The 25,969-nt window shown below is 60.9% G+C and carries 21 protein-coding genes; 7 read left to right on the top strand and 14 right to left on the bottom strand.

What is annotated here, in order from left to right; translation table 11 throughout:
- Positions 1-16: 16 nt before the first annotated feature.
- The 12 genes from HZ993_RS02160 to HZ993_RS02105 form a co-directional block, all read right to left on the bottom strand.
- Positions 17-2,050, bottom strand: a complete 2,034-nt coding sequence (locus tag HZ993_RS02160) for a glycosyl hydrolase family 18 protein (RefSeq protein WP_209395641.1) — start codon at positions 2,048-2,050, stop codon at positions 17-19.
- Positions 2,051-2,660: 610 nt separating this feature from the next.
- Complete coding sequence (locus HZ993_RS02155) at positions 2,661-3,119, bottom strand: hypothetical protein (RefSeq protein ID WP_209395640.1); 459 nt, start codon at positions 3,117-3,119, stop codon at positions 2,661-2,663.
- A gap of 124 nt (positions 3,120-3,243) precedes the next feature.
- Positions 3,244-3,726 (bottom strand): hypothetical protein, encoded by a 483-nt coding sequence (locus HZ993_RS02150; RefSeq protein ID WP_209395639.1) that lies wholly within the window; start codon positions 3,724-3,726, stop codon positions 3,244-3,246.
- 154 nt (positions 3,727-3,880) lie between these two features.
- Positions 3,881-4,363 carry a GreA/GreB family elongation factor gene (locus HZ993_RS02145; protein WP_209395638.1) on the bottom strand — a complete coding sequence of 161 codons (483 nt, stop codon included), beginning with the start codon at positions 4,361-4,363 and terminating at the stop codon, positions 3,881-3,883.
- Positions 4,364-4,439: 76 nt separating this feature from the next.
- Complete coding sequence (locus HZ993_RS02140; RefSeq protein ID WP_209395637.1) at positions 4,440-5,345, bottom strand: SDR family oxidoreductase; 906 nt, start codon at positions 5,343-5,345, stop codon at positions 4,440-4,442.
- Positions 5,346-5,363: 18 nt separating this feature from the next.
- Positions 5,364-5,840, bottom strand: a complete 477-nt coding sequence (locus tag HZ993_RS02135) for a GNAT family N-acetyltransferase (protein ID WP_209395636.1) — start codon at positions 5,838-5,840, stop codon at positions 5,364-5,366.
- Positions 5,837-6,772, bottom strand: coding sequence for a glutathione S-transferase family protein (locus HZ993_RS02130; protein ID WP_209395635.1), 936 nt, complete (start codon positions 6,770-6,772; stop codon positions 5,837-5,839). The genes HZ993_RS02135 and HZ993_RS02130 overlap by 4 nt, the downstream gene beginning before the upstream one ends.
- 9 nt (positions 6,773-6,781) lie before the next feature.
- Positions 6,782-7,798, bottom strand: a complete 1,017-nt coding sequence (locus HZ993_RS02125; RefSeq protein WP_209395634.1) for an NADP-dependent oxidoreductase — start codon at positions 7,796-7,798, stop codon at positions 6,782-6,784.
- Between the two features lie 75 nt (positions 7,799-7,873).
- Positions 7,874-8,359 carry a PaaI family thioesterase gene (locus HZ993_RS02120; protein WP_245213791.1) on the bottom strand — a complete coding sequence of 162 codons (486 nt, stop codon included), beginning with the start codon at positions 8,357-8,359 and terminating at the stop codon, positions 7,874-7,876.
- Positions 8,352-9,146, bottom strand: a complete 795-nt coding sequence (locus HZ993_RS02115; protein WP_209395633.1) for an SDR family oxidoreductase — start codon at positions 9,144-9,146, stop codon at positions 8,352-8,354. Before HZ993_RS02115 ends, HZ993_RS02120 begins: the two co-directional genes overlap by 8 nt.
- A gap of 90 nt (positions 9,147-9,236) precedes the next feature.
- Positions 9,237-11,969, bottom strand: coding sequence for a serine/threonine-protein kinase (locus HZ993_RS02110; protein WP_209395632.1), 2,733 nt, complete (start codon positions 11,967-11,969; stop codon positions 9,237-9,239).
- Between the two features lie 65 nt (positions 11,970-12,034).
- Complete coding sequence (locus HZ993_RS02105) at positions 12,035-12,577, bottom strand: ECF-type sigma factor (RefSeq protein ID WP_209395631.1); 543 nt, start codon at positions 12,575-12,577, stop codon at positions 12,035-12,037.
- Positions 12,578-12,839: 262 nt separating this feature from the next.
- Between HZ993_RS02105 and HZ993_RS02100 the strand changes: the two genes are divergently transcribed.
- From HZ993_RS02100 to HZ993_RS02070, 7 genes are all read left to right on the top strand, one after another.
- On the top strand, positions 12,840-13,811 hold the full coding sequence (locus HZ993_RS02100; protein ID WP_209395630.1) for a hypothetical protein: 972 nt from the start codon (positions 12,840-12,842) through the stop codon (positions 13,809-13,811).
- A 110-nt stretch (positions 13,812-13,921) separates the two neighbouring features.
- A complete protein-coding gene (locus tag HZ993_RS02095; RefSeq protein ID WP_209395629.1) occupies positions 13,922-14,407 on the top strand; it encodes a hypothetical protein in 486 nt (161 codons plus the stop codon).
- Positions 14,404-15,771, top strand: coding sequence for an RCC1 domain-containing protein (locus tag HZ993_RS02090; RefSeq protein WP_209395628.1), 1,368 nt, complete (start codon positions 14,404-14,406; stop codon positions 15,769-15,771). The genes HZ993_RS02095 and HZ993_RS02090 overlap by 4 nt, the downstream gene beginning before the upstream one ends.
- A gap of 160 nt (positions 15,772-15,931) precedes the next feature.
- Positions 15,932-17,047: an RCC1 domain-containing protein gene (locus tag HZ993_RS02085; protein WP_209395627.1), complete on the top strand. Its 1,116-nt coding sequence runs from the start codon at positions 15,932-15,934 to the stop codon at positions 17,045-17,047.
- A 14-nt stretch (positions 17,048-17,061) separates the two neighbouring features.
- Positions 17,062-17,646, top strand: a complete 585-nt coding sequence (locus HZ993_RS02080; protein WP_209395626.1) for a hypothetical protein — start codon at positions 17,062-17,064, stop codon at positions 17,644-17,646.
- Entirely contained in the window at positions 17,646-19,355 is a 1,710-nt protein-coding gene (locus tag HZ993_RS02075) for a hypothetical protein (protein ID WP_209395625.1), read from the top strand. Before HZ993_RS02080 ends, HZ993_RS02075 begins: the two co-directional genes overlap by 1 nt.
- A 116-nt stretch (positions 19,356-19,471) precedes the next feature.
- Positions 19,472-20,437 (top strand): OmpA family protein, encoded by a 966-nt coding sequence (locus HZ993_RS02070; RefSeq protein ID WP_209395624.1) that lies wholly within the window; start codon positions 19,472-19,474, stop codon positions 20,435-20,437.
- A gap of 103 nt (positions 20,438-20,540) precedes the next feature.
- On the opposite strand, the gene HZ993_RS02065 is transcribed toward HZ993_RS02070, so the two are convergent.
- Both HZ993_RS02065 and HZ993_RS02060 read right to left on the bottom strand, forming a co-directional pair.
- Positions 20,541-22,373, bottom strand: coding sequence for an acyl-CoA dehydrogenase (locus HZ993_RS02065; RefSeq protein ID WP_209395623.1), 1,833 nt, complete (start codon positions 22,371-22,373; stop codon positions 20,541-20,543).
- A gap of 178 nt (positions 22,374-22,551) precedes the next feature.
- The gene (locus HZ993_RS02060) at positions 22,552-25,893 is read right to left on the bottom strand and encodes a TonB-dependent receptor (RefSeq protein ID WP_209395622.1); all 3,342 of its coding nucleotides are present in this window, start codon (positions 25,891-25,893) and stop codon (positions 22,552-22,554) included.
- Between the last annotated feature and the right edge of the window lie 76 nt (positions 25,894-25,969).

The raw sequence follows: 25,969 nt of genomic DNA, 5'->3' as shown, positions 1-25,969 counted from the left end.
GATGCCCTTGCGCAGCTTACTTCAGGCCATCGCTGATGGCTTTGAGCAAGGTGGCGTTGCTGTCATCGCCGCTGAACTCCCAGAAGAAGGCGCCACCCAGGCCTTTGTCCTTGGCGTATTGCATCTTCTCGGCAATCTGCACCGGTGTGTCGTAGCTCCAGAACGTGTTGCCGTTGTAGATCCATTGCGCGCGGGTGACCGGGTCCACAAAGCTGGGGTAGTTGAGGTTTTTCAACACCTTGTAGTCCTCAATACCGCTCTCGTAGGTGCCGGGCGCTCCGGTGCCGCTCTGGTACTTGCCGTTGTTGATATTGGGCACATTGGTCCAGCCGCGGCCGTAGAAGCCGATACCCAAAGACAACTTGGCCGGCGGCACACCACGCGTCAGATAGGCCTGTATCGCCTGGTCGGTGTTGTAGCTGCGTGCATCGCCGGTGGAAGGGTCGGAGGGCGAACCGTACAGCGCCGAGTGGAAGTTGGTCGTGCTTTCAAATGCGCCATGGAAGTCGTAGGTCATGACGTTGATGAAATCCACATAGGGGTGGAACTTGTCGGGCTGCGTGACGCGGATCTTGTCAATGCCGGCACCGGTTGCAAGGGTCAACAACAAGCCTGGCCGCACCAGATCCAGCTGGCGGCGGAACTCTGCCAGCAGCGCCGTGAAGTTGGCGGTGTCTTCCCCGCTGCCACAGGAGAGGCCACACGCCGCCGGGTATTCCCAGTCGATGTCGATCCCATCAAACACGCCCGCTGCTGCGCCGGCCCCACCCGCACCGTCCGACACCGGCAAGTTGCCACGGATGTAGGCATCGATACACGAGGCCACAAACGCCTGGCGGTTCTCTGGCCGGGCCGCGCTGCTGAAGCCTCTGGAGTAGGTCCAGCCACCCAGTGAAATCAGCACCTTGAGGTTGGGGTATTTGGCCTTCAGTTTCTTCAACTGGCCCCAGCTACCGCGCAAGGGCTTGTCCCAAGTGTCGGCCACGCCATCCACACTTTGCGCCGCCTGGAAAGCCTTGGTGTAGTCTGCAAATGCATCACCGCCCACGCCCGTGCTTTCGCTCGAAGGCACCGTCAGCCCCACTTCGCAGATGTTGTTGCGCACATTGCCAAAGGCGTAGTTGATGTGGGTCAGGCGTGCACCCGCGCCGCCGGCATCAATGTCTTTGACCAGGTAGTTGCGCCCATAGATGCCCCACTGGGCGAAGTAGCCCAGCACCCGTTTGGCGCCCGTTGGCGGTGTGGCCTCGGTCCGAACACTGATTGCTGCGGATGGCGCGGATGCGCCAGCCTGGTTGACCGCAACCACGGAGTAGCTGTAGGTCGTCTCCGGTGTCAAACCGCCGATCAGCGTTGCGGTGGTGGACGATTGCCCCGCCAGCTGCCCCGCTTGCAGAATGCGGTACTGCACCGTGCAGTTAGGCCCGGCCGCCGATGCGGACCAGGACAGGTTGACCGAGGTGGAACTGCGGCTCGGCGAGTTCAGGCCGGTGGGAGTGGCCGGCGCGCTGGCGCACGCGCCATTGCTGGTGTTGACCATGAGCGCGGCAGTAGCGGCAGATACGTTGCCCGCCACGTCCCGCGCACGGACGGTGTAGCTGTAGTTGGTGCCGGCGCTTAAGCCCGTGTCGGTGTAGCTGGTGGCGGTGGGTGATGCCACCAGCGCCGCGCCGCGGAAGACCTGGTAGTTGGCGACGCCACTGCCCGCATCGGTAGACGCCGACCAGGTCAGCGAAATGCTGCTGCTGGTCTGGCCTGTGCTCGTAAGGCCACCGGGCACCGTGGGCGGAGTGGTGTCGGTGGGCGGATTGCCCGTGCAGTCGCCCAGCGGACGCCAGACATCCCATTGCCCGGAATTGCTGACCGGCGGGTTGTTCTGGGTCCACCACTTGGCCTGGTAGGCCTTGTTGTCGGATTTGACGAGGTTGTTGGCAATGTAGATATCACTGCTTGTCCAGGTGGCCAAGCCGGTGCAGTTGTACGCAAGGGCCTGACCGGCGCCGCCGGTCAGGGCTAGCGCCATCAACAGATGGGATGATCGAATTCGCATGAAAGAGACCTTTCTATGGACCAACGCAAAACAGACCGCACTGGGGAAGTCGACGTTGGAGGAACCCATACAAGGCAAGGCGGGCACCTACGGCAACCAACTACAAGACTGGTCTGAATTGATCTTATAGTGGTATGCAATGTAAATACCAAAATGACTTTTGGTATTAGTGCTTACGCTAGGAAACCAACCATACCACTTTGGATTTTGACTATAACAAGTGGCTACGGCTGTTTTTGGCGTCTCACTACTCTGCTATGAAAATACCAATTAGAAACCAATACAAGCCAAATAGCTGCACGCCGTAGCCCCGACGCCATTTTTGGGTGTTCACTTATGAAAAAACGCCTCATAGCCCCCGTAATATATGAAGGTGTAGCTATCAAACTAATAGCTATTCGCTTTCTTTGAAGTCAATACGTCTTGCAGATGTTTGTAGGTGTGCTCCCCGTTGCCGAAGATGTTGAACGGGTTGGCAAGTACGCCAGACACCCTGAAGGCATGACACCGGATTCATTAGATGCTCAAATTCCGTACGAGACATAGCCGACATCCCGATATCCAGAAAGCGGTCATTCAACCGGTCGATGCTTGCGCTTAAATGTCGGAGCTAAGCCGCATCGGTGCCATTCTCGTACTCTTCATAGTAGAAGCCCACGTTAAGGCAAATCTGGTGCCGTGCGAGAAGTTCTGCCAACCGCACCGAAATGAATGGCCCTCCACCTGTTCCGCTTCCCCCCCAGTAAAAACCCAACCAGGTCTCAATGCCATTTTCTGTCGCCTCCGCCAACGAGATCCCGGGCCTGAGGTGGGAAAGTAGCCAAGACACGTGCACCAAGGGATCAATTTCGTCGGAGTCAACTGCTTCTCTCGTGTCGAAGAACCACTTGAACCTGGGCAGATCGTTCCGGCGGACGAAGCCCGCCGCCCGCCAGCGCTCTGCACTTGCGAGATTGAGCACAGACTCGTTGTCGTCGAAGTCGAGTGCACCGAGAACGTCAGAGACAAGTATCTTCGAAGGCGCGTCGCCGTCGTCAGAGCGAATAAAGAAAGTGCAGTAGTACCTCATCGCGGGTCTGTGCGGCCTAACCGTCGGAAATGTGCGGCACACGCGTAGCGGGTGTCCGTACGGTTGACTCGGTCTGTCGCGGATTGCAACGTCTGACGCGTTTTGATGTAGCCCACTCAGTTCTTCATTGCGAAGCTGAAGGAATCTGTACTTCCACAGATATCGTGGTTCCTGAAGCAAATTGGATAGTCCCCTTCATTCCTTCGAAGGTAGAGCGTTCGCCAAGTACCGGGCCGGACTCTCCATTTTCAAGCCTTCGAAGGATCCAGAAGTAATAAGTCCCGCTCTCGGTGAGGACGACCAATTTCGGGCTACTGCTCTCGAAATCCGACTTCTTCCATGTCCGGACCATCTTTGCGGTAGTGCAGGGTTCGCCGCAACGCTGCAGCATGAACACTTCATTTGCTTTAAATCCAGATGCGGAAAATTCAAGCTTTGCTCCCAACGGAAGTGGTTGAGTAGTGCCAACTGTCGCTCCGTAACTCTCCTCGATTTTGAAAGGCGGTTCCGTGGCAAAGGACCACAACGAGGTAGTCAAGGCTGCAGTTAAGACCAGCAACTGAGCAATCCAACGGCGAAGTAAAACAGTATTCGAATGATTCAACATATAACTTTCTTGCGGCGCAATTGGGGACAAAAATGCTGAATATCGTAAACGAACGGACAAGGCCCTCGAACGACCGCTTCCGCCCCACAGCCGAAGTCTAGCCCCCAGGCACGTCTGCTGGCCTCAGCCAATTTGGCGTGGGCTTGCTTGCGGATTAATAAACCTGCAGCACCTCAAATTGCTGTCGGATTTGAGCGACCTGTATACAGACCTCATCACCCTCACATTTACCCAGCATGGCCCTGCCCAAAGGGGCTTCGCTGCTGATGACCTGAACGAGCTGAGCGCCGCTGACCAACTTCATGCTGCCCCCATCCGGCCCGAGAAAGAGCTGTTGCAGCTTGTCGTCGGAATCGACTAGGCAGACCAGCGCGCCGAGCTGTATACCTTTGCTGGCGTCGTAGGGGCGCGGGCGGAATTGGCGCCAATTGGCCATCGCCTGGCGGATGCCTTCGGCGCGCCGAGCCTGGCCGGTGGCCAGGTAGGCGGCTTCGAGTCCCAATGTGTCGTATTTGTTTTCGGCAATGTTTTCTTCGTGAGTGGCCGTTTCATGGGCCGCACGCACTGCCTGTTCGGCTTGCAGCAGGTCTTCGGCGAGCCGCTCCAGCACCTGCTGCTGCAGCAAGAATTTATCCATGATGAAAGGTAGGCAGCTCGAAGTAGTTAATGGGCAACTTCCACAGCTGTCCCAAAACTGCTACAGGCACGGCCAATCACCCCCGCAGCGCTTTCTTGAGCTCCACACCCAGCTCAGGCTTGTGCGCAAACGGGTCAGTCGGGTTGCGGGCCAACATCACGTCTTCCATGCGAGTCTGCACCGAGCCAATGGCTTTGGGGTGGCTGTAGATGTAGAACTGGTTGGCTGCAATGGCGTCGAACACCATTTGCGCCACCTGGGCGGCGGTGACCTTGCCGCTGCCCACAGCTTTGTCGCTCATGGCCTGGCCGATGAGCTGGCTTTGTGTGGGCTTGTCTTGCGCCTTGAGTTCGTCAGGGCGGTTGCGGTGGCTTTGGCTGATGCCGGTGGGCACAAAGAAGGGGCACAACACGCTGGCGCTGACCTGGTCCGTCACCAAGGCCAAGTCTTGGTACAGCGTCTCGCTCAGCGCCACCACGGCGTGTTTGCTGACGTTGTAGATGCCCATGTTGGGCGCATTCAGCAGACCGGCCATGCTGGCGGTGTTGACAATATGGCCCTGGTAGGTGGCGTCTGCCTTTGCGGCGGCCAGCATCTTGGGGGTGAAGAAATGCACGCCATGCACCACACCCATCACGTTGACACCCGTCACCCACTCCCAGTCTTTCAAGCTGTTTTCCCAAACCAGACCGCCCGCCCCTACCCCCGCGTTGTTGAAAACAAAGTGCGGCGCACCAAACCGCTGGAAGGCGGCTTCGGCAAAGGCCTGCATTTGGTCAGCCTTGGACACGTCCACCCGCATGGCCAGCACTTGCGCGCCGGCGGCTTGCATTTCGGCCACTGTCTTGTCCAGTGCGTCTTGCTGCACATCGGCCAATACCAAATTCATGCCGAGCTTGGCACCAATACGCGCGCACTCCAGGCCAAAGCCGGAGCCGGCACCGGTCAAAACGGCGGTCTTGTTTTTGAAATCAGAAATCATGGGGAAAGCTCCAGGTTTTTAGGATGTCCAGACCATCTCGATATGGTCGATACCGTCTTCGATGTAGGGCACGCCCACATCCACAAAGCCATGCTGGCTGTAATAGGCCTTAAGACGGGCTTGGGCACCAATGCGGATCGGCTGCAGACCCCATTGGCTGTGTACGGCAGTTATGGCCTGCTTGATCAGCACATGGCCCAGGCCACCGCCACGGGCGCTCATGCGCGTGACCACGCGGCCTATGCTGGCCTCGGCGAAGGTGATACCTGCCGGAAACAGCCGGGCGTAGGTCACCAACTGCCCGCCCCGTGTACCCAGCAGGTGCAGGGCCCGGTCGTCAAGGCCGTCCATGTCAGCAAAGATGCAGTTCTGCTCGATGACAAACACCTCGGAGCGCAGCTGCAACATGGCGTACAGCTCGGGCACCGTCAGTGCATCGAGCGCGGACAGCTTCCAGCTCAGCACCGGTGGGGCTAGCGGTTTGTCCGTACTCATGCCGGCTGCACCGCCTTGAGGACATAGCCAATGCGGGGAAAGTGCACATGCACGGTGCCAGCCCGTTCGTCCACACGCTTGAGGGTGTAGCGGGTGCGGGTGGCGGCGACCAGTTCACCTTCGGTCGCCTCCGGGCCAAACGTTTCGGCCGCAATGCTGACCTGGCTGCCCAGCGGAATGCCGTGTTCGTCCTGAAAGCTTACGTCATTCTGGGCTACAGCCCCCGCGGATGCTGCACATACCGCTATCGCTTCTGTAGCAGTCATTTTCTCCTTGCTGCCATGCCCCAGGGCCGCCATGCGGTCCATCCACCGCAGTACGGCGGGTGTGGCTTCGAGAATATCGGCCATCACCGGCACACAGACGCGTGTGAACCACAGCGGGTGGTAGGCAGAAAAATCGGCCACGCAGGGGCTGCTACCCATCAGGAAATCATTGCCATCCAACATATTGGCCAGGCGGCGCAGGTAAGACTTGTAGGCCGCAGCGGCGTCTGCCGGGCGCAGGCGGTTCATGCCCACACTCATGGCACCGCGGTCGGCGCCAAAGGCCTTGGCAGTCTCTGGCGAATCGAACATGGTCATCGCGCCCTTGGGTTGCAGGTTGTAGGCCATGGCCGCCCAGAACAGCGTGGTGTCCGCCCACTGGGCCAGCACGCGGGCCAGGCCCTTGTGGGATTCGGGGTACAGCGTGGGGGCGGGCTGCAGGTGCTCCAACACGTCACACATCAAGGCGCTGTCGCAGTAGACGTCTGAGCCAATCTGCAGGAACGGCGTCTTGCGGTAGCCACCGGTCAGGGCCTGCACGTCAGGCTTGGGCATGATGGCGGGCACGGTGACGGACTTCCACGCCAGCTTTTTGTAGCCCAGCACCAGTCGGACTTTTTCAGAGAACGGTGAGCTGGCGTAGTGGTGCAGGATGATGTCGGACATAGTGGGCTCTCAGATCAATTTGACCAGTTGTTTGCCAAAGTTCTTGCCCTTGAGCAGACCGAGGAATGCCTCTGGCGCGGCGGCAATACCTTGCGCAATCGACTCACGGGCTTTGAGCTTGCCGGTGGCGACCAGCGTGCCCAACTCGGTCAGGGCTTCGGGCCAGATTTCCATATGTTCGCTGACGATGAAGCCGCGCACGGTCAGGCGGTTGGTCAGTATCAACGCGGGGTAGGCCAAGGGCAGCGGCTTGCCGTCGTAGCCGGCGATCATGCCGCAGACGGCGATGCGGCCAAAGGCGTTCATGCGGGGCAACACGGCGTCCAGCACCATGCCACCCACGTTTTCAAAATAGCCGTCAATGCCGTTGGGGCAGGCCTCGGCAACCGCCTTGGACAGGGATGCGGCGTTGTCGTGCAACTTGTAATCAATACAGGCGTCAAAGCCCAGCTCTTCCACCGCGTATTTGCATTTGTCCGGTCCACCGGCAATGCCCACCGTGCGGCAGCCGCGTGCCTTGGAGAGTGCTGCAAAGGCGCTGCCGACAGCGCCGGTGGCGGCACTCACCACCATCGTTTCACCGGCCTTGGGCTGGCAAATCTTGACCAGGCCATACCAGGCGGTCACGCCGGGCATGCCGACCGCGCCCAGGTAGGCGCTGAGTGGCACGTGTGTGGTATCGACCTTGCGCAGTGCGCCGGGTTGGGTGGCATCAACCACGCTGTATTCCTGCCAGCCGCCCATGCCCACCACCTTGTCGCCCACGGCAAACTTGGGGTTGCGGGATTCTGCAATCTCACCCACCGTGCCGCCGCCCATGGTTTGGCCCAAGGGCTGGGGTTGAGCGTAACTCTTGGCGTCGTTCATGCGGCCGCGCATGTAGGGGTCCAGGCTCAGGAAGTGGTGGCGCACCAGCACCTGGCCGTCCTGCAGGGCTGGGGTTTCTGCGACAACCAGCTTGAAATTGCTGGCCACGGCCTCGCCCACGGGGCGGTTGTCTAAATGGATTTGTTGGTTGCGTGGCATGGTGGTGGTCTCCTGATAGATTTACTATTACTTAGATAGCAATAGAGTGAATGATTACGGGGGCTAGAGGCCAATTTAATCTGTAGAGATCTGGCCGGGTGGCACATTCAGCGGGTTGCTGCTCTTGGTGCCGGTGGGCAGGCGCTTCACAAACTTGAAGGTGCCCGTGGCATGGGCGCAGGCGCGGCCCGCGCCGTCGTACACCGTCGCCTGCGTAAACGCCATGGTGGCCGTACGGTGCATCAGCTGACCCTTGGCCACCAGCGCACCTGCGCTGGGCATGGCGGGCATCATGAAGCTGGTCTTCATCTCGATGGTGACCACACCCATCTCGGGCACCTGGCTGCGCGCGGCCGTGGCCATGGACACGTCCAACAGCGTCATCAGCGCGCCACCGTGGGTGACCGAAAACGAGTTCAGGTGCTCGGGCTTGGGTGCGAAGCTGATTTCCGATTGCCCGCCTTCGAACTTGGTGAGTTCGAAGCCCAGCAGCGTGACAAAGGGGATGTCCACGCCGAAACCTACGGCGCGTTCCCAAATGGAATCTTTGGACTCAGCCACCGGTCACCACGGATACGCCACCATCCACGGCCAGCCACTGGCCGGTGATGTGTTTGCCCGCGTCCGACGCAAACAGCAGGGTCAAACCCTTCAGGTCTTCGTCGTCACCAATACGCTTGAGCGGTGCGTGGGCGGCCATCTTGTCTTCACCCATGGTCTCGATCAGCACGGCGGCCATCTTGGTTTTGAAGAAGCCGGGGCAGATGGTGTTGACGTTGATGCCATACACGCCCCACTCCGCCGCCAGCGCGCGGGTGAAGTTGATGACGGCGCCCTTGGAGGTGTTGTAAGCGATGGTCTTCATGGCTGTGGGGTTGCCGCCCAGACCGGCGATGGAGGCGATGTTGATGATGCGGCCGCTCTTGCGCGGGATCATGCTTTTTTTGGCAATGGCCTGGCTCAGCAAAAAGTAGCCCCGCACGTTGAGGTTCATGACCTTGTCCCAGGCTTCGGCCGGGTGGTCTTCGGCCGGAGCACCCCAGGATGCGCCAGCGTTGTTGATCAGGATGTCCACATCACCCATGCGTTGCAGGGTTTCGTCGGCCAGGCGATGGATGTCGGCTTCTTTGGCGCAGTCGGCGGCGATCCAGCGGGCGTCGATGCCGGCTGCTTGCAATTCGGCGGCCGACTCTTCCAGGTCTGCGGCCTTGCGCGAGCTGAGCATGATCTTGGCGCCGGCTTCACCCAGGGCGTGGGCCATCTGCAGGCCCAGGCCGCGCGAGCCGCCAGTAATAAGGGCGGTCTTGCCGGTGAGGTCAAACAATTTTTGAATGGTGCGCGCTGTCATGGGTTAAATCTCCAAAAAAAACATTGTGCGGGAATTTAAGGGATTCAGGCGGCGGCAGCTGTCTCTGGCGCGATAGCGCAGCATGGGCGCTTAAAGCCCCAGATACACCGTCTGTGTCAGCGTCGGGCTTTCGGGCGCATCGGTGCGCTTGGCTTGTGCCAGCGCACGGTCCCGCAGTGTCTTGGCCTCTGCATGTGCGCCAGCATTGTCCAGCGCAGCCGCGCGCACGCGCCACAGATAAGCCTGCATGCGTACATCACGAAACCCCTTGATTTGATCCCAATCGCCAAGGGCTTGCGCGCTGTAGTGCAACGCCTTTTCAGTGTGCTTGCGGGCCAGCATGACGCGGGCCAACCCGGCACGGGCCAGGGCCACGTGGGCCCAGTGCGGGTCGGCGGCATCGGCAAGCACTTTTTCGAAGGCAACCTGCGCAGGTGCCAATTCACCCTGATCCAGCAGAAAACGTGCCCAGCGCTCGCGGGCGGCGGCAACCGTCTGGCTGTTGGGCGGATTGTTCGTCTCGTAATCTTTCAGCGCACTGGCCAAGACGCGACGGGCCTCGCTGTGTTGACCCGCTTTGTCCAGCGCATCGCCAAGGTGGCGTCGCACACGCCGCAGGGCAAACTCAAAATTCGACGAATGCATATACCCTTGCTCGGCCTGCTGGAGCAGTGGAATGGCAAGCGCGGGGCGCCCTTCCGCAGCAAGGCGCTCACCGGCATCTTCGCGTGCGTAGTGGGCGTCTGGCGAAGGCTCACTGGGCGGTGGCAACGCTGCCAACAGGCTATCAAACAGCGGCCAAGCAGCAGCGCGATCACCACCCAGGTGCAACGCACGGGCCTGACGGCTGCGTGGTGCCCAGGTTTTGCGCGAATCGCTGCCCACGGTGCGCGCAGCAACGGCGGCGGCGCGCCCAAAATCAGCGCCCGCACCCGCAAAATCGCCAGACTGGGTGCGGGCGACGCCCAGGTTGCCATAGATTGTTTGAAGCTCCGCTTCGTTACGCGTGGGTAGTGCTTCGGCCATGCGTGCAGCAGCTTCCCCGGCTGCAATGCCCAGACCCAGGCGGTTCTGGGAGACATGTTCGTTGCCGATTTCGATCAGGGCAGTCACGTGGCCGCGTTGCCCCGGTGCGACGCGGGCAAACAAGGCTTGCGCTTTCTCTAGCGCCTGGTTGCGCAGTTCAGCCTGTGCTGGCTGGTCCCGATGGCAAATGCTCCAGGTGGTCCACCAAGAGGCGCGCAGTTCACTGGCATCCTGGTTCGCGCGGCGCAAGCTATCGTCCAGCTTGCGCAAAAGCGTACGGCATTGCTCCAGATCACCACGGTCATGTGCCAATGTCGCTGCTTCATGCAGCGCATCCAGAACATTGGCATGCAAAGGCCCATGGCGCTGCACCACCAGGGCCAATTGCCGCTCTTGCAGCGACTGGTACGCAACCATTTCATCCAACTCGCGGTAGACGTCCGCGGCGGTGCGCATCAACTCAATGCGCAAATCGGGGTCATCGGCAAAGCGCTCATCGATGCGCGCCACTGCGCGGTCCAGCAAAGCCTTGGCGGGGGTTTGACCGTTGGGTTTTTCTGCTGGAAGTCGCGGGTCGGCCGCACTGAAGACGCCAAGCAGAAAGTCTTTGACTGCTTCAGCGCGGCGCGCCTGGGCGCGGGCCTCCTGCGCCTGCCAGGCAATGCCAGCAACACCGGCCACCAGAGCCAATGTCAATGCCGTAGACAAGGCAACTGGGAGGCGGTGCCGACGCACAAACTTGGCAACCCGATCCCAGCGGGTGATATGCCGGGCGGCAATCGGTCTGTGGTTTTCATAGTGGTCAATGTCGTCTGCCATGGCTGCCACCGACTCGTATCGCGCCGCGGGTTCATGCTGTGTGGCGCGGTGCACGATGGCGTCCAGGTCTCCGATGAGTCCACGACGCCGGGAGGGATCGACGCAACCCTGCGACGGCAATGGCAAATCCCTGGGCGCCCCGCCCCTCAGTGCGTCGAACGCATGACCTGCTATGGCCGGCTTGTCGACCAACAGTTCGAACAGCATCAGCCCCAGCGAATACACATCGGTCGCGGCACTCACCGGTGCGCCGGTCAGTTGCTCGGGCGCAGCATACCGCGGTGTTGCCGGTGCGCTTTGGATGCTGGTGAGCGTGTCCACATTGACCCGACTCTCGTCATGCAGCAGTTTGGCAATGCCGAAATCGAGCAGTTTCACTTCGCCCGCTGGGGTGACCAGCACATTGGCTGGCTTCAGATCCCGGTGCGCTACCAGGCGTGAGTGCGCATGCATGACGGCCATCAGTACTTGCCGGAACAGACCCAGCCTTTGCTCCAACGGTAACTTGTTGGACTGGCACCAATCGGTAATGGGCACACCTTCTATGGCCTCCAGCACCAGATAGGGCTGACCGTCAGCGGCCAGACCCGCGTCATAAAAGCGCGCGATGTTGGCATGCGAAAGGGCCGCCAAGATATCGCGTTCGCGGGTGAACCGCTCGCGCAAGGCGCCCGCCAGCAAATGGGCGTGTGGCAACTTGAGAGCCACTTCGCGTTCATAGGCGCCATCGGCGCGGCGGGCCAACCAGACCTCACCCATGCCGCCACTGCCCAGTGGTCGGATCAAGATATAGGGGCCAATCGGGTCACCGGCAAGCCTGCTGGTGGTCGCAGTGTTTGGCGACAGGTGCGGGGTTTGGAGCGCCGCGTCGTTCTGTGTCGACAGCCGCTGCTTAAGTACCTTGCGCAGATACGGAAGCAGGGCTTCGTGCGCGGTTGGCAATTCATTGAGCCAGCGTTCGCGTTCATTCGCGGGCAACGCTATTGCCTCGTCCAGTAGTCGCGAGAAGTCAGACCACAACTCCGGCGGACACGGCAGCTCCATCATGAAGAAAGCATCGTCTGCAACAACGCCCGCGCCTTTTCCCAGTCACGCCGCACCGTGCGGTCGGTAAGGCCCAGGGCATTGGCGATCTCGTCATCGGTAAGGCCCATGAAGTAACGAAGCTCCACCACTTGTGCCAACCGCGGCTCCACTGCCGACAAGGCCGTGAGGGCGGCATCTACATGCAAGGCTTCGTCGTCCAGCGGATGTGCAAGATCTGACGCAGCACCCAGCGTGACATGCAATGCATCGCCACCGCGCCGTTCGGCCTGACGCTCGCGTACCAGATCCACAATGACCGAGCGCATGGTCTGCGCCGCGTAAGCATAAAAGTGACCACGGGTGCGGAAGTCCAAACGCTCCAGGTGCCCGGCCAGACGCAAATAGCTTTCATTGACCAATGCCGTGGTGTTGAGGCCCGCATCAGGACCCGCACTGTACAGACGGGCGCGGGCAATTTTTTTCAGTTCGGGGTAGGCGGCGCTCCAGTCTAGGCCTGGCGCGCTGGCATCGTTGTCGGCAGAGGGAACGCTGGAAAACATGCGATTTATCCTACCACGCAGCCTGCACTCCAAGCACTGATCAGACCCGACGCGCATGCCGGATGTCCGCTTTGCCACAGGAATTGCGTTGGCCATTCATGGCTAAGGCATTTCACCCTCACGTTTCATGGAGTCCACTATGCAAGGTTTTCGTTCACGGTTCCCCGCTCTGGCTATGGGCGCGGCGAGTCTGCTCACCGGTTTAGCAGCCCATGGCGCTGATTGCGCCGCGACTTTTCAGTCTGCCTCTGGGCGTTTGACCATGGAGGCAGTGCAAGTGGGCGATGTGCGCTACGGTGCGTCCGCGCAAATGCTGCCCAACACCACAACCTTGGTGCTGGAGAGTGCAACGCCACTTGCCGCGTCTGCCTGCGCCGGCCCGGTCACCTACAGCGGCGCGGAGGTCGATCTGCCCAATGTCAGCGTAGACGGCACTGCCTACTCCGCGCGGTTATCGCTGGTAGCTTCTAGCAGTCCCCTTCGGTTCACGGTCGCCAGTGCCGTGCCCCTCGGATCGAATACCAAGCTGGTAGGCAGCGCAGGCATCGCGGCGTGGGACGCGTTGGCGCAGTCTGAACGCAACCGCCTGACCAGTTGGAACAGTCTCTTCTTACACCAGTCGGTGGGCCAGGACATGGAAGACGGTACCGCCACCAACGGTTTCAAGGCCGAATACTTCGCTCCCGGAATGCTCATCACCACGACCAACTTGTATGGCGGCCTGTTTGACGGCATCAGCAATGGTGACCCAATTGCGAAGTTCAGCTACTTCCGAAGCAATGCACTGGCCAACAAGGCGAATCTGCGCGTCGCCGTATTCAAATTCGGCTACGCAGACATCGAAAGCGGCACGCTGGGTGCGGTGCAATCAGGCTACAAGGCCATGGTGGATGAACTCAAGAGCAATGGCATACGGGTGATGCATGTGACGCCGCCGCTGATTTTTGACACCAACTACAACACACCCAAGATGCAGATGCGCAGCTGGATGCAGACGACGTTTCCCGATGATGTGATTTTTGACCTGCAAGACATTGAGAGCCGCACGGACGCCGTGGGTGCACGGTGCGAGCAAAACGGTGTGTGGCAAATCTGCAGCGATATTCGCTCCACACCCGCCTGCCCGAGCAAGGGCCAGGGCATTGATACCGCCGGTCAGGGCCACCTGTGTTCGACCGCCGCAGCCAAGATTTCAAAAGCCTTCCTGTACGCCCTGTACCTGGCGGGCAAATAGTTTCATTCGCACCTGTCCGGATTGGCAAGGCCAATCCGTTGGTCTATGTACGCAGGCATTCCGTTAGGTACGCCGAAGCTCCAACCGCTACTTGCACACACAGGGACAACATGAAACCTACAACCCTTCTATACCTTGCGGCCGCAGTCGTTTTGCCGAATGCGGCGCATGCCGCTGATGCAGCCTGCCAGGCCATCCTCAATGCCGGACAGGCCAAGCTGCGTGCGCCTACGGTGCACGACATCAATGTCTTGGATGCCGAGTCCGGACTGACCGGCGAATTCATCAAGATCGGTCCCGACGCATGGATCAAAGCGGATAGGGGCTGGAGAAAAATCTCACCTGCCCTACTGAAGACCATGCAAACTGCCGCACTCGATGGCCTGACGATGAGCGACTGCAAGCAGGTCGGCAGCGAATTGCTCGGCGGGGTTTCCACCCGTATCTACAGTTGGACAACGACCGTCAGCGGCAAGTCCTATGGCAGTACACGCATGTGGATTGGCAGCGATGGCCTGCCTTACAAGTTAGCAGCCGGTACCACCAACGGCACCACACGCTACACCGGGGTGACCGCACCCAAGGAGGTCAAATGAAACTGGTTTTTTCTGCCATGTTGGCGTTACTGGGAGCGGCCAATGTCTACAGCGCCAGCAGCTTTGATGCAAGCACCAATCGCTTGTCCATGTCGTCCGTTACGGTGGGTGATGCGAGTTACCTCGATGTATCCGCAACCATCAATGCGTACACGCTACTGGGCGTGGATGGCGGAGCGCCCGGCGCAGACACCTTCAATCTGGGTAACAACCTGTTAACCATGGGGTCGGTCGTAGTGCAAGGCGCGACTTACACGAATGTGCGGGTGCAATTGGATTCGTTCGCATTGCTGTCAGCCACGCCGATTAGTCAGAGGAGTTTGTCTTTGGGTCGAGACCACAGCTGCTTTGTCAAAAGTGATCGCAGTGTTGCCTGCTGGGGCTACAACAAGTACGGTCAAATCGGTGACAACACAATAGTCAACAAGCCCATCCCCACCACGGTACCGGGCTTTGACAATGCCACCACCTTGGCGACCGGTGGCTATCACACCTGTGCGATCAAAACCAATGGCACGGTCGCTTGTTGGGGCGATAACAGGCAAGGTCAACTCGGTAACAACGGGTCAGTGATAGTTTTTATTGAACGCGTTCCGACCGTGGTACCGAACCTGAGCAAAGTCACGGCCTTGGTCGCGGGACTGTTCCACACCTGTGCAGTCAAAACAGATGGCATGGTCGCCTGCTGGGGCAGTAACGTGTTTGGTCAAATCGGCGACAACACGGTGGTGAACAGGCGCGTTCCGACCGTCGTTCCGGGCTTAAGCAATGTCGCCACAATGGCCGCCGGCGATCGCCACACCTGTGCTCTAAAGACCGACGGCACGGTTGCCTGTTGGGGAACTAACGCGAACGGTCAACTCGGCGACAACACGGTGGTGGACAAGCCCTTTCCCACAGTCGTGCCAGGCTTGGCCAATGTCACTGCCATTACTGCCGGTGGCAACCACACCTGCGCGCTCAGGACCGATGGTGCAGTCACTTGCTGGGGCCTGAACGCGTCTGGTCAACTGGGCGACAACACGCTGGTGATTAAACTCATCCCGACCACCGTACCGGGTCTAACCGGTGGTGTTGCCGTTCAGGCTGGCCTGTTCCACACATGCGCAGTCAAGACGGATGGCACGGTCGCCTGCTGGGGCGACAACAACCAAGGTCAATTGGGCGACAACACGGCGGTGACCAAACTCATCCCTACGTCCGTACCGGGCTTAAGCAATGTGACCGCCGTCTCCACTGGCGGCTTCCACACCTGCGCACTCAAAACAGATGGTGCAGTCGCCTGCTGGGGCTACAACGGAGATGGTCAAGTCGGTGACGGCACCCTGGCAAACAAATACGTGCGCACCCCGGTGGGGTTTTAGAGCCATGGCATCTAACAAACAACCTCACCCAGCAACCACGCCTATCCAACACATATGGACACAACGCGCGGCAGCGGCCGGGCTGGCCATATTGACACTATTCGGATCGGCCAATGCCCATAGCGCCAGCAGCTTTGATGCGAGTACCAATCGCTTGTCCATGGCGTCCGTTACAGTGGGTGATGCGAGTTACCTCGATGTATCCGCAACCATCAACGCGTACACGTTACTGGGCGTGGATGGCGGGACGCCCGGCGCAGACACCTTCAACCCCAGCAACAATCTGTTGACCATGGGATCGCTCGCAGTGAAGGGATCGACCTACACGAATGTGCGGGTACAACTGAACTCGTTCGCATTGCTGTCAGCCACTCCGGTTAGTCAGAATAGGTTGTCCTTGGGTCGAGACCACAGTTGCTTTGTCAAAAGCGACCGCAATGTTGCGTGCTGGGGCGACAACCCCTATGGTCAACTCGGAGACAACACCACGGTTTCGAAACCCATCCCCACCAGCGTTTCAGATCTTGGCAATGTCGCCGCCCTGGCAACTGGCTCTGCTTACACCTGCGCAGTCAAAACCGATGGCATGGTTGCCTGCTGGGGCCGCAACGGCGAGGGACAACTCGGCGACAACACAGTGTTGTACAAGCGCGCTCCAACCATCGTTCCCGGCTTAAGCAATGTCGCCGCCGTAGCCGCCGGCGATTACCACACCTGTGCATTAAAGACCGATGGCACGGTTGCGTGCTGGGGAAGCAGCAGCAGCGGTCAACTGGGCGACAACACGGTGGTGGGCAAGCCCTTTCCCACAGTCGTACCGGGCTTGAGCAGCATCGCCGCCATTACTGCCGGCTCTTACTACACCTGTGCATTGAAGACCGACGGCACGGTCGCCTGCTGGGGCAACAATGGTTACGGTCAACTCGGCGATAACACGGTGATAGACAAATCCTCTCCCACAGCCGTGCCAGGCCTAGGCAATGTCATGGCTATTGCTGCTGGCGGTTACCACACCTGCGCGCTCAAGACCGATGGCGCCATCGCCTGCTGGGGCCGCAACTCAGAGGGTCAAATCGGCGACAACACTGTGGTGGCCAAACTCATCCCCACCACCGTGCCGGGCTTAAGCAATGTCGCCGCCATTGCCACCGGCGGCTACCACTCCTGCGCAGCAAAAGCAGATGGCGCGGTCGCCTGCTGGGGCAGCAACGACGTTGGCGAACTCGGTGACGGCACTCTGGTAGACAAATACGTGCGCACCCCGGTAAGGTTTTAGAACCGTGTACTGACATGAAACCTTTGCACACCCCTACGCACCGCCTGGCCCTGGCCAGCGCCTTGGTCTTGGCTCTTGCGGCCTGCCAGCCCTCGGCCGCTCCGACGGCTGCTGCGCAGGCTGCCTCAGCGCCTGCCCTGGCCACCGTCCGCCCCTGCATGCTGCTCGACCGCGAGGCCGCCAAGGCGGTGCTGGCTCAGTCGGTGGAGCCCATGAACGACGACGCAGAAAACTGCATGTGGCGCTCCGCCGATTCGCCCATGGCCTTCACCACGTTGATGCTGACGCTGGTGAACAACGATAACGAGGCCATGGCGGCGCAGGTCTACGAAGGCGTGGCCGGCATCGGCAGCAAGCTGGGCAAGATGGTGAACCAACCGCTCGGCCAGACCACGCGCAAGACCGCGCGCGTCATCGACGGCCTGGGCGATGAGGCCGTGTTCCTGGCCAGCAACATGGGCGAGATGGTGCAGAGCAGCCAGGTGGTGGTGCGCAAGGGCCGGCGCGTCGCCGCCTTCGTGCTGACGGGCATGGGCGAGTCAGACGGCGCTGCCGCCCGGCTGGAGGCGGCCGCGCGCCGCGCCGTGGAGCGCCTGTGATGCGCCGGTTGGTGGCGCTATGCCTGGTAGCTGCTGCGCCGGCCTGGGCGCAAGGTGACACCGCCACGGCTGCCCCGGCCGGCACGGTGGGCATATCCATCCGCGCCACGCCCCCACAGGCTGCGCCGGGCACCACGTTCACACTGGACGGCGTGGTGCCGCTGGATGCCAAAGGCAAGCTGCGTTTGACCATTACGCCACCCGCCGGGAGGCCGCCCACGGTGCTGGAAGTGCCGCCCGCTGCTAATGGCGACTGGAGCGCGCAGTTCGCCACCACCCAGGTGCCGGGCGACTACCGCGTGGACGCCACTTCACCCGGCGGCCGGCTCAAGGGTTTGGGCCGCTTCACTGTGCTGGAGACTGACTTCGCCGACGACTTCGAGCAGGCCACGGGCCAGGCCAAGGCCGAGGCACAGGCGGCGGTGCAAGCGGTGCAAGGCATAGCGGCCGATGTGGATGCGCAGATCGCCCGCCTGCCCGACAACCCGGCGCGTGATGCACTCAAGGCCAAGTGGGCCGAACTCAAACCGAAGCTGCAGCGCTCCGTGCGCGACCTGGGCGACATCGATGCCCTCGTCACGCCGCTGAAGGCCGCCGTGGCTGGCGACCGCGATGCGGCCCCGGCGCTGCAGCCCGCAACGCGCGCGCTGAACGACTGGACCACGCGGTCCCGCGCCGAGCGCGAGCGCATCCTGCGGCAGTTGTCGGCCAGCCGCCGCGAAGGCGCCACTTGCGAAAACCTGGAGCGCGTCATCGAAGGTTTCAAGTGGGCGATGGCGTTGTCTAACCTGCTCGACGGCGCGCGCGGTGCGATGGTCTCGGCCGCCAAGGAGCTGGTGGAGGGTGCGCTGCTGCGCACGCTCAAGCCCCATCTGCAAGGCAAGCTAGCCGGCTACCAGCGCGCGCTGGAGGCCACCGCCAAGCTGCGGCAGGAAACGAACGGAAATATCGTTGGCTGGCTATCCGAGGCGGTAGCGTGGATGGGTACGCAGCAGTTCGACAAGTTCTGCAGCCGTTTCTCTGGCCGCTTCGACGGCGTGATGCACGCCGACTTCTTCGCCCGCCAGGGCGGCGATAAATGGTGGAGCTACGACATGCAACTGCGCGGCCAGTTCGAGCTGCGTTATGCCAAGAGCCCGCTGGGCGAGGGCCAATCGGTGGCGGTGCGTGGCGAGTTCGTAGGCCAGGCGGTGCGCTTCACGCTAGAGGAAGACGCCATTCGCGTGGGCTGGCCCAAGCTGACTTCCGGCGCGCGCCTCTTCAAGCGGGCACTGGTGCCCATGCCCATCCTGCCCAACATCGCGCCGCCCCAGGAGGGCAAGCCCATAGAGATCGACGGCAAAGCCTCGGCAGCCATGGTGCAACCCTATGGTTTCTTCGTGCCGGTGGAGGGCGAGATCGTCGACAACGTGCTGACGCTGCGTGTGCAGGCTGCTACCAGCGACTTCAACGCCAAGGCGCGCGTCGTTTACGTCGTGGTGTCGCCGCTGTCGCTGGTGCCAGTGGCCACCGCCTTCGAGCTGCCATACAAGGACGCGGGCTTCTTCTTCCTGCGCGCCTCGGGCGGCCAGCCCATGCGCTTCAAGGTGGAAAAGACGGCCAAGGCGCTGCGCATCGCCGGTGAGGTCGACGAGCAGAAAGGGACTGGCGTGGCCAAGGGCCGCTACCAACTCAAGTTCAACCTCTGCAACCCAGCGGGGGCCTGCTGATGCGACGGCGGCAGCTACTGCTAAGCGCGCTGTGCCTACCTGCGCATGCAAATGAACCGACGCGCGTGCCACTGGTGGCCGGGCTGACGGTAGTGACAGCGCTGCACGAGCCCGGCGTGGGCGACTACGAATCGGTCAAGACCCTCGGTACCCGGATCACGCAGCCGGCACCCGGCTGGCGCATCGACTACCGCGCGAGCCTTCCGCAAGGTGCCGAACGGGTGCAGAGCACGCGGCAGCAATCCGACGCTGACCTCGCCAACGCCACGACCTATCGCAGCCGCTTCGAGAGCGACACCGAGGAGCACTACCCCGGCAGTACCGCTCTGGGCGTGTCCACCGCGGTGCTGCGCGCCTTGCGCAAGCCGGGCGGCACGCCATTCACGCTGGTGGAGGCGCCCGAGTGGCTGCGCCAGCCCGCAGACGCCGGGGCACTGGAGCTCGCTCGCTCACTCACGGTGGGCGAGCTGATGCTGCGCGGCGAGCTGCGGGCGGCCACGCCAGCCACAGGCTCACAGCGCGTGCTCGTCAACGGTCGGCCGGTGGACCTGCCCGTGCGATGGGCCGAGGGCACGCTGGCGGCCCGCAGCGGCAAGCCGACAGCGGTGCGGCTGGCCCTGCTGGATGACGACGTTAACCCGCTGGCACTGGCCTGGCGCTTCGGCGGCGCGCAGCTCACGGTGGTGCGACTGGACTGGCCCCGGCCCGATGCCGATGCCGCGTTGTCTGCCGAACTTCAGCGCACAGGCCGTGTGGCGCTGCCGGGTCTGTACTTCGACTTCGGTCAGGCCACGCTGCAATCGGGTTCTGAGGCCGCGTTGTCTGCCTGCGTTCGTGCCTTGAAGCCCTTAGCGGGGCGTTGGCGCGTGGAGGGGCACACGGACGCCATAGGCAGCGAGCCAGCCAACCGCGCGCTTTCGCTCGCGCGGGCGCAGGCGGTGCTGCACGCGCTTGTCAGTCGCGAGCCGTCTCTGGCGGGCCGGCTGCAGGCCGCAGGCCTGGGCGCGTCTCAGCCTGCAGGCGACAACACCACCGCCGACGGCCGTGCGCGCAATCGCCGCGTGGAGCTGGTAAGAGTTTAAAGATCACGCCGTCTTGGCCCGAAGCAGCATATCACTCTCAAAATGATAGCAACAACCGCAAATACTACGGGGGCTAGGCACTGATTTGACTAAAACCGATCTCTCAAAAGCTGTCATTTGGGAATTGAGCGCAAGTCTGGTCCCGCGAAGCGACCACGGCTAGCCAGGCGCCGATCTTGGGCAGCTCGTAGTGGAAGAAATACCTGGCTGCACCGACTCGCCCCTGCGTCGCAGACTTGGCCTGGGCTGCATCACCCTCCAGCGCCTTGGCGGCCACGTCCAGCCAGATCCAGGCCAGCACGGTGTGGCCAAAGGCCTGCATATAGGGCACGGCGTTGGCCAGGGCTTCGGTTGGGTTGCCGGTAGACCAAGCCTTTTGGGTCGCCGCAGACACCTGTTGCAAGGCATTGCCCAAGGCGGCGGCGTGTGGGGCGAGTGTGGGATGCGCCGCGGTCCTCTGGATGGTGGCGGTCATGCGTTCGGCCAGCAGCTTGAGGCCTCTACCCTCCTCCATCAGCACCTTGCGGCCCAGCAGGTCGGTGGCCTGTATGCCGTGGGTGCCTTCGTGGATCATGTTCAGGCGGTTGTCACGCCAGTATTGCTCCACCGGGAAATCGCGTGTGTAGCCATAACCGCCGTGGATCTGGATGGCCAGGGAGTTGGCCTCCAGGCACCATTCGCTGGGCCAGCTCTTGGCAATGGGTGTCAGCACCTCCAGCAGCAGGCGGGCGTCATCGGCCTCTGCACCGCCGGCCGTGTGGTGTTCGTCTACCAGGCGGGCGCAGTACAGCTCCAGCGCCAGCGCGCCTTCGCAGTACGCTTTTTGCGCCAGCAGCATGCGTTTGACGTCGCTGTGTTCAATGATGGCGACCTGGGGCGCGGCCACGTCCTTGCCGGCTGCTCCCATGGGGCGGCCTTGGGGACGGTTGCGTGCGTAGTCCAGCGAAGCGTAGTAGCCCGCCATGCCCAGCATGGTGGCCGCAATGCCTACACCGATCCGTGCTTCGTTCATCATGTGGAACATGCACTGCAGGCCCTTGCCGGGCTGGCCCACCAGGTAACCCACCGCACCTGCCTGGCCATCCACCGGAAACTTGCCCTCACCAAAGTTCAGCAGCGTGTTGGTGGTGCCGCGCCAACCCAGCTTGTGGTTGAGCCCGGCCAGGGCCACGTCGTTGCGTACACCGGTCAGCTCGCCCTGGGTGTTCACCATCTTCTTGGGCACGACGAAGAGTGAAATGCCGCGTGTGCCGGGTACCAGCTTGCCTTCGGCATCGGGGATCTTGGCCAACACCAGGTGGATGATGTTCTCGGTCAGCTCGTGCTCGCCGCTGGATATCCACATCTTGTTGCCCTTGAGGCGGTAACGTGCGCCCAGCGGGTCGGATTCAAAGTCTGCTCCGTCTGGCACGGCGCGGGTCGCGACGTCGCTCAGGCTGGAGCCGGCTTGTGGTTCGGAGAGGCACATGGTGCCCGACCAACGGCCCGCGAATTCGTTCTTGGCAAACACATCCTTCTGCACGGGTGTGCCATGGACCATCAGAAGGTTGGCATTGCCGGTGGTCAACATGCCCGAGCCAATACTGACCGAAGCACAGGCAAAAAACGCGTTGGCAGCAGCCTCCACGCTGTAGGGCAGTTGCATGCCGCCCATGTCGTAGTCCTGCGCGGCGCTGAGCATGCCGGATTCGGCATAGGCGCGGTTGGCGTCGTGGGTGGCCTGCGGCAAGATGACCTTTTCGCCGTCAAAGTGCGGCTCCTGGGTGTCGACCAGTCGGTTGAACGGTGCGTATTTTTCGCGGGCGATGCGCTCACAAGTGTCGAGCACCGCGTCAAAGGTGTCGCGGGAGTGGTCGGTAAAACGTGCTCGTTGGGTGAGTGCCTCGGTGTTGAGCCAGTCGTTGAGCAAAAAGTCTATCGTGGGGCGCAGGTTCATGGTGGTTCCAACAAAAGTTGCCCCAGAGCGTAAGGGAAGCCCCGGCAAATGGCTGGCACCAAAGAGACAATTTCGACCCCCAACAGGCAAAAAAAAGCTCCGGCCATTGCTGGCTGGAGCTTTTGAATTGCCTCAGGCGTTGCCGCCCGAAACCCGAAACCTAACCTCTCAACCCAAATCAGAACTCATATTTCAGGGTGACCTGAACCGCCCACTGCGATTCACCCTTGTTTTGTTTTGTCGTCAGATCCGTTGGATCGTTGACCGCATAAATCATCTTGCCAGTGGCTGGATCGATACCAGAGAAATTCACAAACTGACGCGCATTGCCACCGCTGCCATCCCGGAAATTGACTTCATCAATACGGCCCCACTCCTTGTTGATCATATTCCCGATGTTCAGGATGTCAAACGAGAAGATACCCTTGTGCTTGGGGAAGAAGCCTGGCACTTCCTGGCTGATACGCACGTCGAACTGGTGTGTGATAGGCGAGAACGAGGAGTTGCGCGACACGACGGAGCCCCTGGAATTGCTCAGGCCTTCGTTGGCATCCACGATGTTCCAGAACTTTTCTTCGGCTTGCGCAGCAGTCATTGTGGAACCCGAAGCAGCGCGGTACAACACTTCACCCGAACCCTTGCCGGAAGGCACATACAACAGGTCATTGACCACGCCGTCACCGTTCATGTCGTTGCCAAAGGTCCAGCTATAGGGACGGCCGTCCTTGCCTTCGTAGAACACACCAAAGGTGGTCTTGTAACCCGAGAAAAGGGACTTGGTCGCGTTGAACGAGGCGTTCAGGCGGTTGCGCACCAGGTAGGCCGAGTTGGCTGCCACCTCTTCGTTGGGGTTGTACACCGCACGATTGGCAAAGTTGGAGTTGGCCGTGGACGATGTCAGCGGGCTCACTTCGGTTGCCGTGGTGCGTGTGAAGGCGGTGCTCCAGCGCATGGAACTGTCGATGGCGCCGGCCAGTGACAGGGTGAAGGCATTGCCACCACCTTCGCTGGTCTTTTCGACCAGAGTCACGTTGGCAAAGCTGGAGTTGCTCAATGCCTTGCTGGTGGGGCGGGCAGTACCAGTTGCACAGGCACCGGTTGTCAGCACCGTGGCACCACCGTTGTAGCAGGCGGGGTTTACACCCGCTGCATTCCAGAACATCTGGCGGCCATCTGGTGCCGTACGGGTGGGTGCACCCAGATTCAAATGTTTGTAGTACAGCCCTTGTTTCACGTCGGTGTGCAAGACCTCAGCACCCAGAACCAAGCCAGCCCATGGCAGCTCGGCATCCCATGCAAAGTTGGCTTTCCACACCGAAGGCTGGCTCACACCTGGCGCAATAAAGTCCACCGCTGGAGCAGGCGCCACACCGGTGATGGTGGGTTGGGTGCGGGGGTCAAAGTTGATGCGCAAGTTGGTTGGGCATGCAGGGTTGCCGGTGGTACCGCAGGCGTAGGTGGTCAATGCAGCGCCCGTGGTCTGGAAGGGGTTGGTCAACCAGACGTTGGCAGCCGAACCCTGGAACAAGCCGAAGCCACCACGCAGTTGGGACTTGCGCTTGTCTTCCGTGTCCATGTTGTAGTTGAAGCCAACACGGGGCTGGAACAGCTTCTCGCCATCCAGCGTCTGGGTGTTGTCATAACCGAAACCGCCGGTCTGGCGTGCGCCAGTAGCAGGATTGCCGGCAACTACGGCAGCGGACGCAGCGGGGTTGGCAATGGGGCGGTCATTGGTGCCCAGGATGTCCACACGCACGCCACCGGTCACGGTCAGCTTCTTGTTGACTTTCCAGGCGTCTTGCAAGAACAAACCGGTATTGGTCATGGTCCAGTCGGCGGCACCGTCTTGCAGGGTGCGGCCTGGCAGTGGTACCTGCACCGAATAGGTGGTGGGGTTGCCCGCAACCAGCAGCGCCGCGGGATCAGCACCGCGGAAGGTGTAGCGACCACTGGAGCCGCGCACAAAGGCATTGACTATCAGGTTGCGCTCAATGTCCACACCACCCTTGATTTCGTGGTCGTTCAGGTTCAGCGTACCCGCAGCAAACAGGTTGGTCGTCTTGGTTTGCAAGTCATTGAACTGGCGTGTTTCTTCGGTACCAAAACGCAAGGTGCGGTCACCCGTTGCGGTGCCTGCCGGAGCCGTACCGGTGTAAATCAGGTAAACCTCGGGCGTGTTCGCGTTCAGCGCAGGTGCGCTGGCGTAATTGCGGGCGGAAACCTTGACTTCCGTCGAGAAGGTGTCCGTCCAGTCACCAAACCATTGCGCTACCGCGGTGTCAATGGTTTTTTCGGTGGAGTACCAATGTGAGCTCAACGCCAGCGAGTTGTTGAAGTTGCCCGGAAAGATCGGATCTGTCTGTGTTGTCTTGGCATAACGCACATTGGCGCGGTGGTTTTCGCTGATATTCCAGTCCACTTTCAACAGAACGTCTTTAACAACGGTCTGCACAGACGAAGGGACATCGGCCGTTCCGGCATCAATGCCGTAACGCGATTGCGCCGCCGTCTGGGCTGCAGAAATCTGGGCTGGTGTGATACCAACGTTGATCAGCGAGCTGCCCAGGGGACCAAAGGTGGGCGCATTGCGGTTGCTGCGCAGTTCTTCAAAGCTCGTAAAGAAAAACAGCTTGTCTTCAACAATGGGGCCACCCAGTACAAAACCGTTGGTGGTTTCGCGGGACGACGGTGCTGGGGTATAGGTATCGTTGGTGCGGTTGTAACGGTCACCCTGCCAGCGGTTGTCGCGGTACACGCTGTAGACGCTGCCCTTGAACTCGTTGGTGCCCGAGCGGGTGACGGCATTGATGTTGGCGCCGGTGTAGCCTTGCTGCGTCACATCGTAGTTGGACAGGTTGACCTGGACTGCCTGGATCGCATCGATGGAGATCGGTTGTTTGATTGTGGGCATGCCGTTGGCTTCCAGGCCAAAGGTGTCGTTGGTGCGCATGCCGTCGATGGTCAGCGAGTTGTAACGCGAGTTCTGGCCGGCTGCCGAAATCTCACCCCGGTCTTTTTCGGTTTGCGACAGGCGGGGGTCCATACGCGCGTAGTCGTTCAGGCTACGCTGCACCGACGCAAATGCATTCAGTTCCTGGCGACCAATATTGGTACCCGAACCCATGGACGCTGAGTTGAACTTGTTGGCAGCGCCAGTCACGACCACCTGCTGCAAGGCCTCTCCACCCACCTTCAAATCCAGTGTCAGGCTTTCGGCCAATTGCAGAAACACATCATCACGCGTGCTCTTGTCGTTGCCCTTGGTCACCACAATCGTGTAAGGACCACCCACGCGCAAACCACGTGCGGAGTAACGGCCATCAGCATCCGTGACAAGGCGATTGGCCGAACCCGACTCCGCGTGGACGATGCTGACCATTGCACCGGCGACGGGCTTGCCATCTACACCGGTGATCTGCCCGCCAATCGCGGCAGTGGTGTTCTGTGCCAACGCTGGCGCAGCCACCACGATGGCCACGGCTGCGCTCAGCACCGTTCGTGAAAAGCTGGAAAAACTCATGTGGTGATTACTACGCATCCTGATAGCTCCTAGGCGAATGGGTCCCAACGGGGGGTTATTGGTAGGGTGTAAATAT

This window comes from Rhodoferax sp. AJA081-3 (genome assembly GCF_017798165.1).
Classification (GTDB): domain Bacteria; phylum Pseudomonadota; class Gammaproteobacteria; order Burkholderiales; family Burkholderiaceae_C; genus Allorhodoferax.
This window is presented reverse-complemented; position numbering and strand designations above follow the sequence as displayed.

Coding starts and splice junctions, on each gene's coding strand:
- HZ993_RS02160 (WP_209395641.1), bottom strand. CDS start 2,050: ATGCGAATTCGATCATCCCATCTGTTGATGGCGCTAGCCCTGACCGGC.
- HZ993_RS02155 (WP_209395640.1), bottom strand. CDS start 3,119: ATGAGGTACTACTGCACTTTCTTTATTCGCTCTGACGACGGCGACGCG.
- HZ993_RS02150 (WP_209395639.1), bottom strand. CDS start 3,726: ATGTTGAATCATTCGAATACTGTTTTACTTCGCCGTTGGATTGCTCAG.
- HZ993_RS02145 (WP_209395638.1), bottom strand. CDS start 4,363: ATGGATAAATTCTTGCTGCAGCAGCAGGTGCTGGAGCGGCTCGCCGAA.
- HZ993_RS02140 (WP_209395637.1), bottom strand. CDS start 5,345: ATGATTTCTGATTTCAAAAACAAGACCGCCGTTTTGACCGGTGCCGGC.
- HZ993_RS02135 (WP_209395636.1), bottom strand. CDS start 5,840: ATGAGTACGGACAAACCGCTAGCCCCACCGGTGCTGAGCTGGAAGCTG.
- HZ993_RS02130 (WP_209395635.1), bottom strand. CDS start 6,772: ATGTCCGACATCATCCTGCACCACTACGCCAGCTCACCGTTCTCTGAA.
- HZ993_RS02125 (WP_209395634.1), bottom strand. CDS start 7,798: ATGCCACGCAACCAACAAATCCATTTAGACAACCGCCCCGTGGGCGAG.
- HZ993_RS02115 (WP_209395633.1), bottom strand. CDS start 9,146: ATGACAGCGCGCACCATTCAAAAATTGTTTGACCTCACCGGCAAGACC.
- HZ993_RS02105 (WP_209395631.1), bottom strand. CDS start 12,577: ATGTTTTCCAGCGTTCCCTCTGCCGACAACGATGCCAGCGCGCCAGGC.
- HZ993_RS02100 (WP_209395630.1), top strand. CDS start 12,840: ATGGAGGCAGTGCAAGTGGGCGATGTGCGCTACGGTGCGTCCGCGCAA.
- HZ993_RS02095 (WP_209395629.1), top strand. CDS start 13,922: ATGAAACCTACAACCCTTCTATACCTTGCGGCCGCAGTCGTTTTGCCG.
- HZ993_RS02090 (WP_209395628.1), top strand. CDS start 14,404: ATGAAACTGGTTTTTTCTGCCATGTTGGCGTTACTGGGAGCGGCCAAT.
- HZ993_RS02085 (WP_209395627.1), top strand. CDS start 15,932: ATGGCGTCCGTTACAGTGGGTGATGCGAGTTACCTCGATGTATCCGCA.
- HZ993_RS02080 (WP_209395626.1), top strand. CDS start 17,062: ATGAAACCTTTGCACACCCCTACGCACCGCCTGGCCCTGGCCAGCGCC.
- HZ993_RS02075 (WP_209395625.1), top strand. CDS start 17,646: ATGCGCCGGTTGGTGGCGCTATGCCTGGTAGCTGCTGCGCCGGCCTGG.
- HZ993_RS02065 (WP_209395623.1), bottom strand. CDS start 22,373: ATGAACCTGCGCCCCACGATAGACTTTTTGCTCAACGACTGGCTCAAC.
- HZ993_RS02060 (WP_209395622.1), bottom strand. CDS start 25,893: ATGAGTTTTTCCAGCTTTTCACGAACGGTGCTGAGCGCAGCCGTGGCC.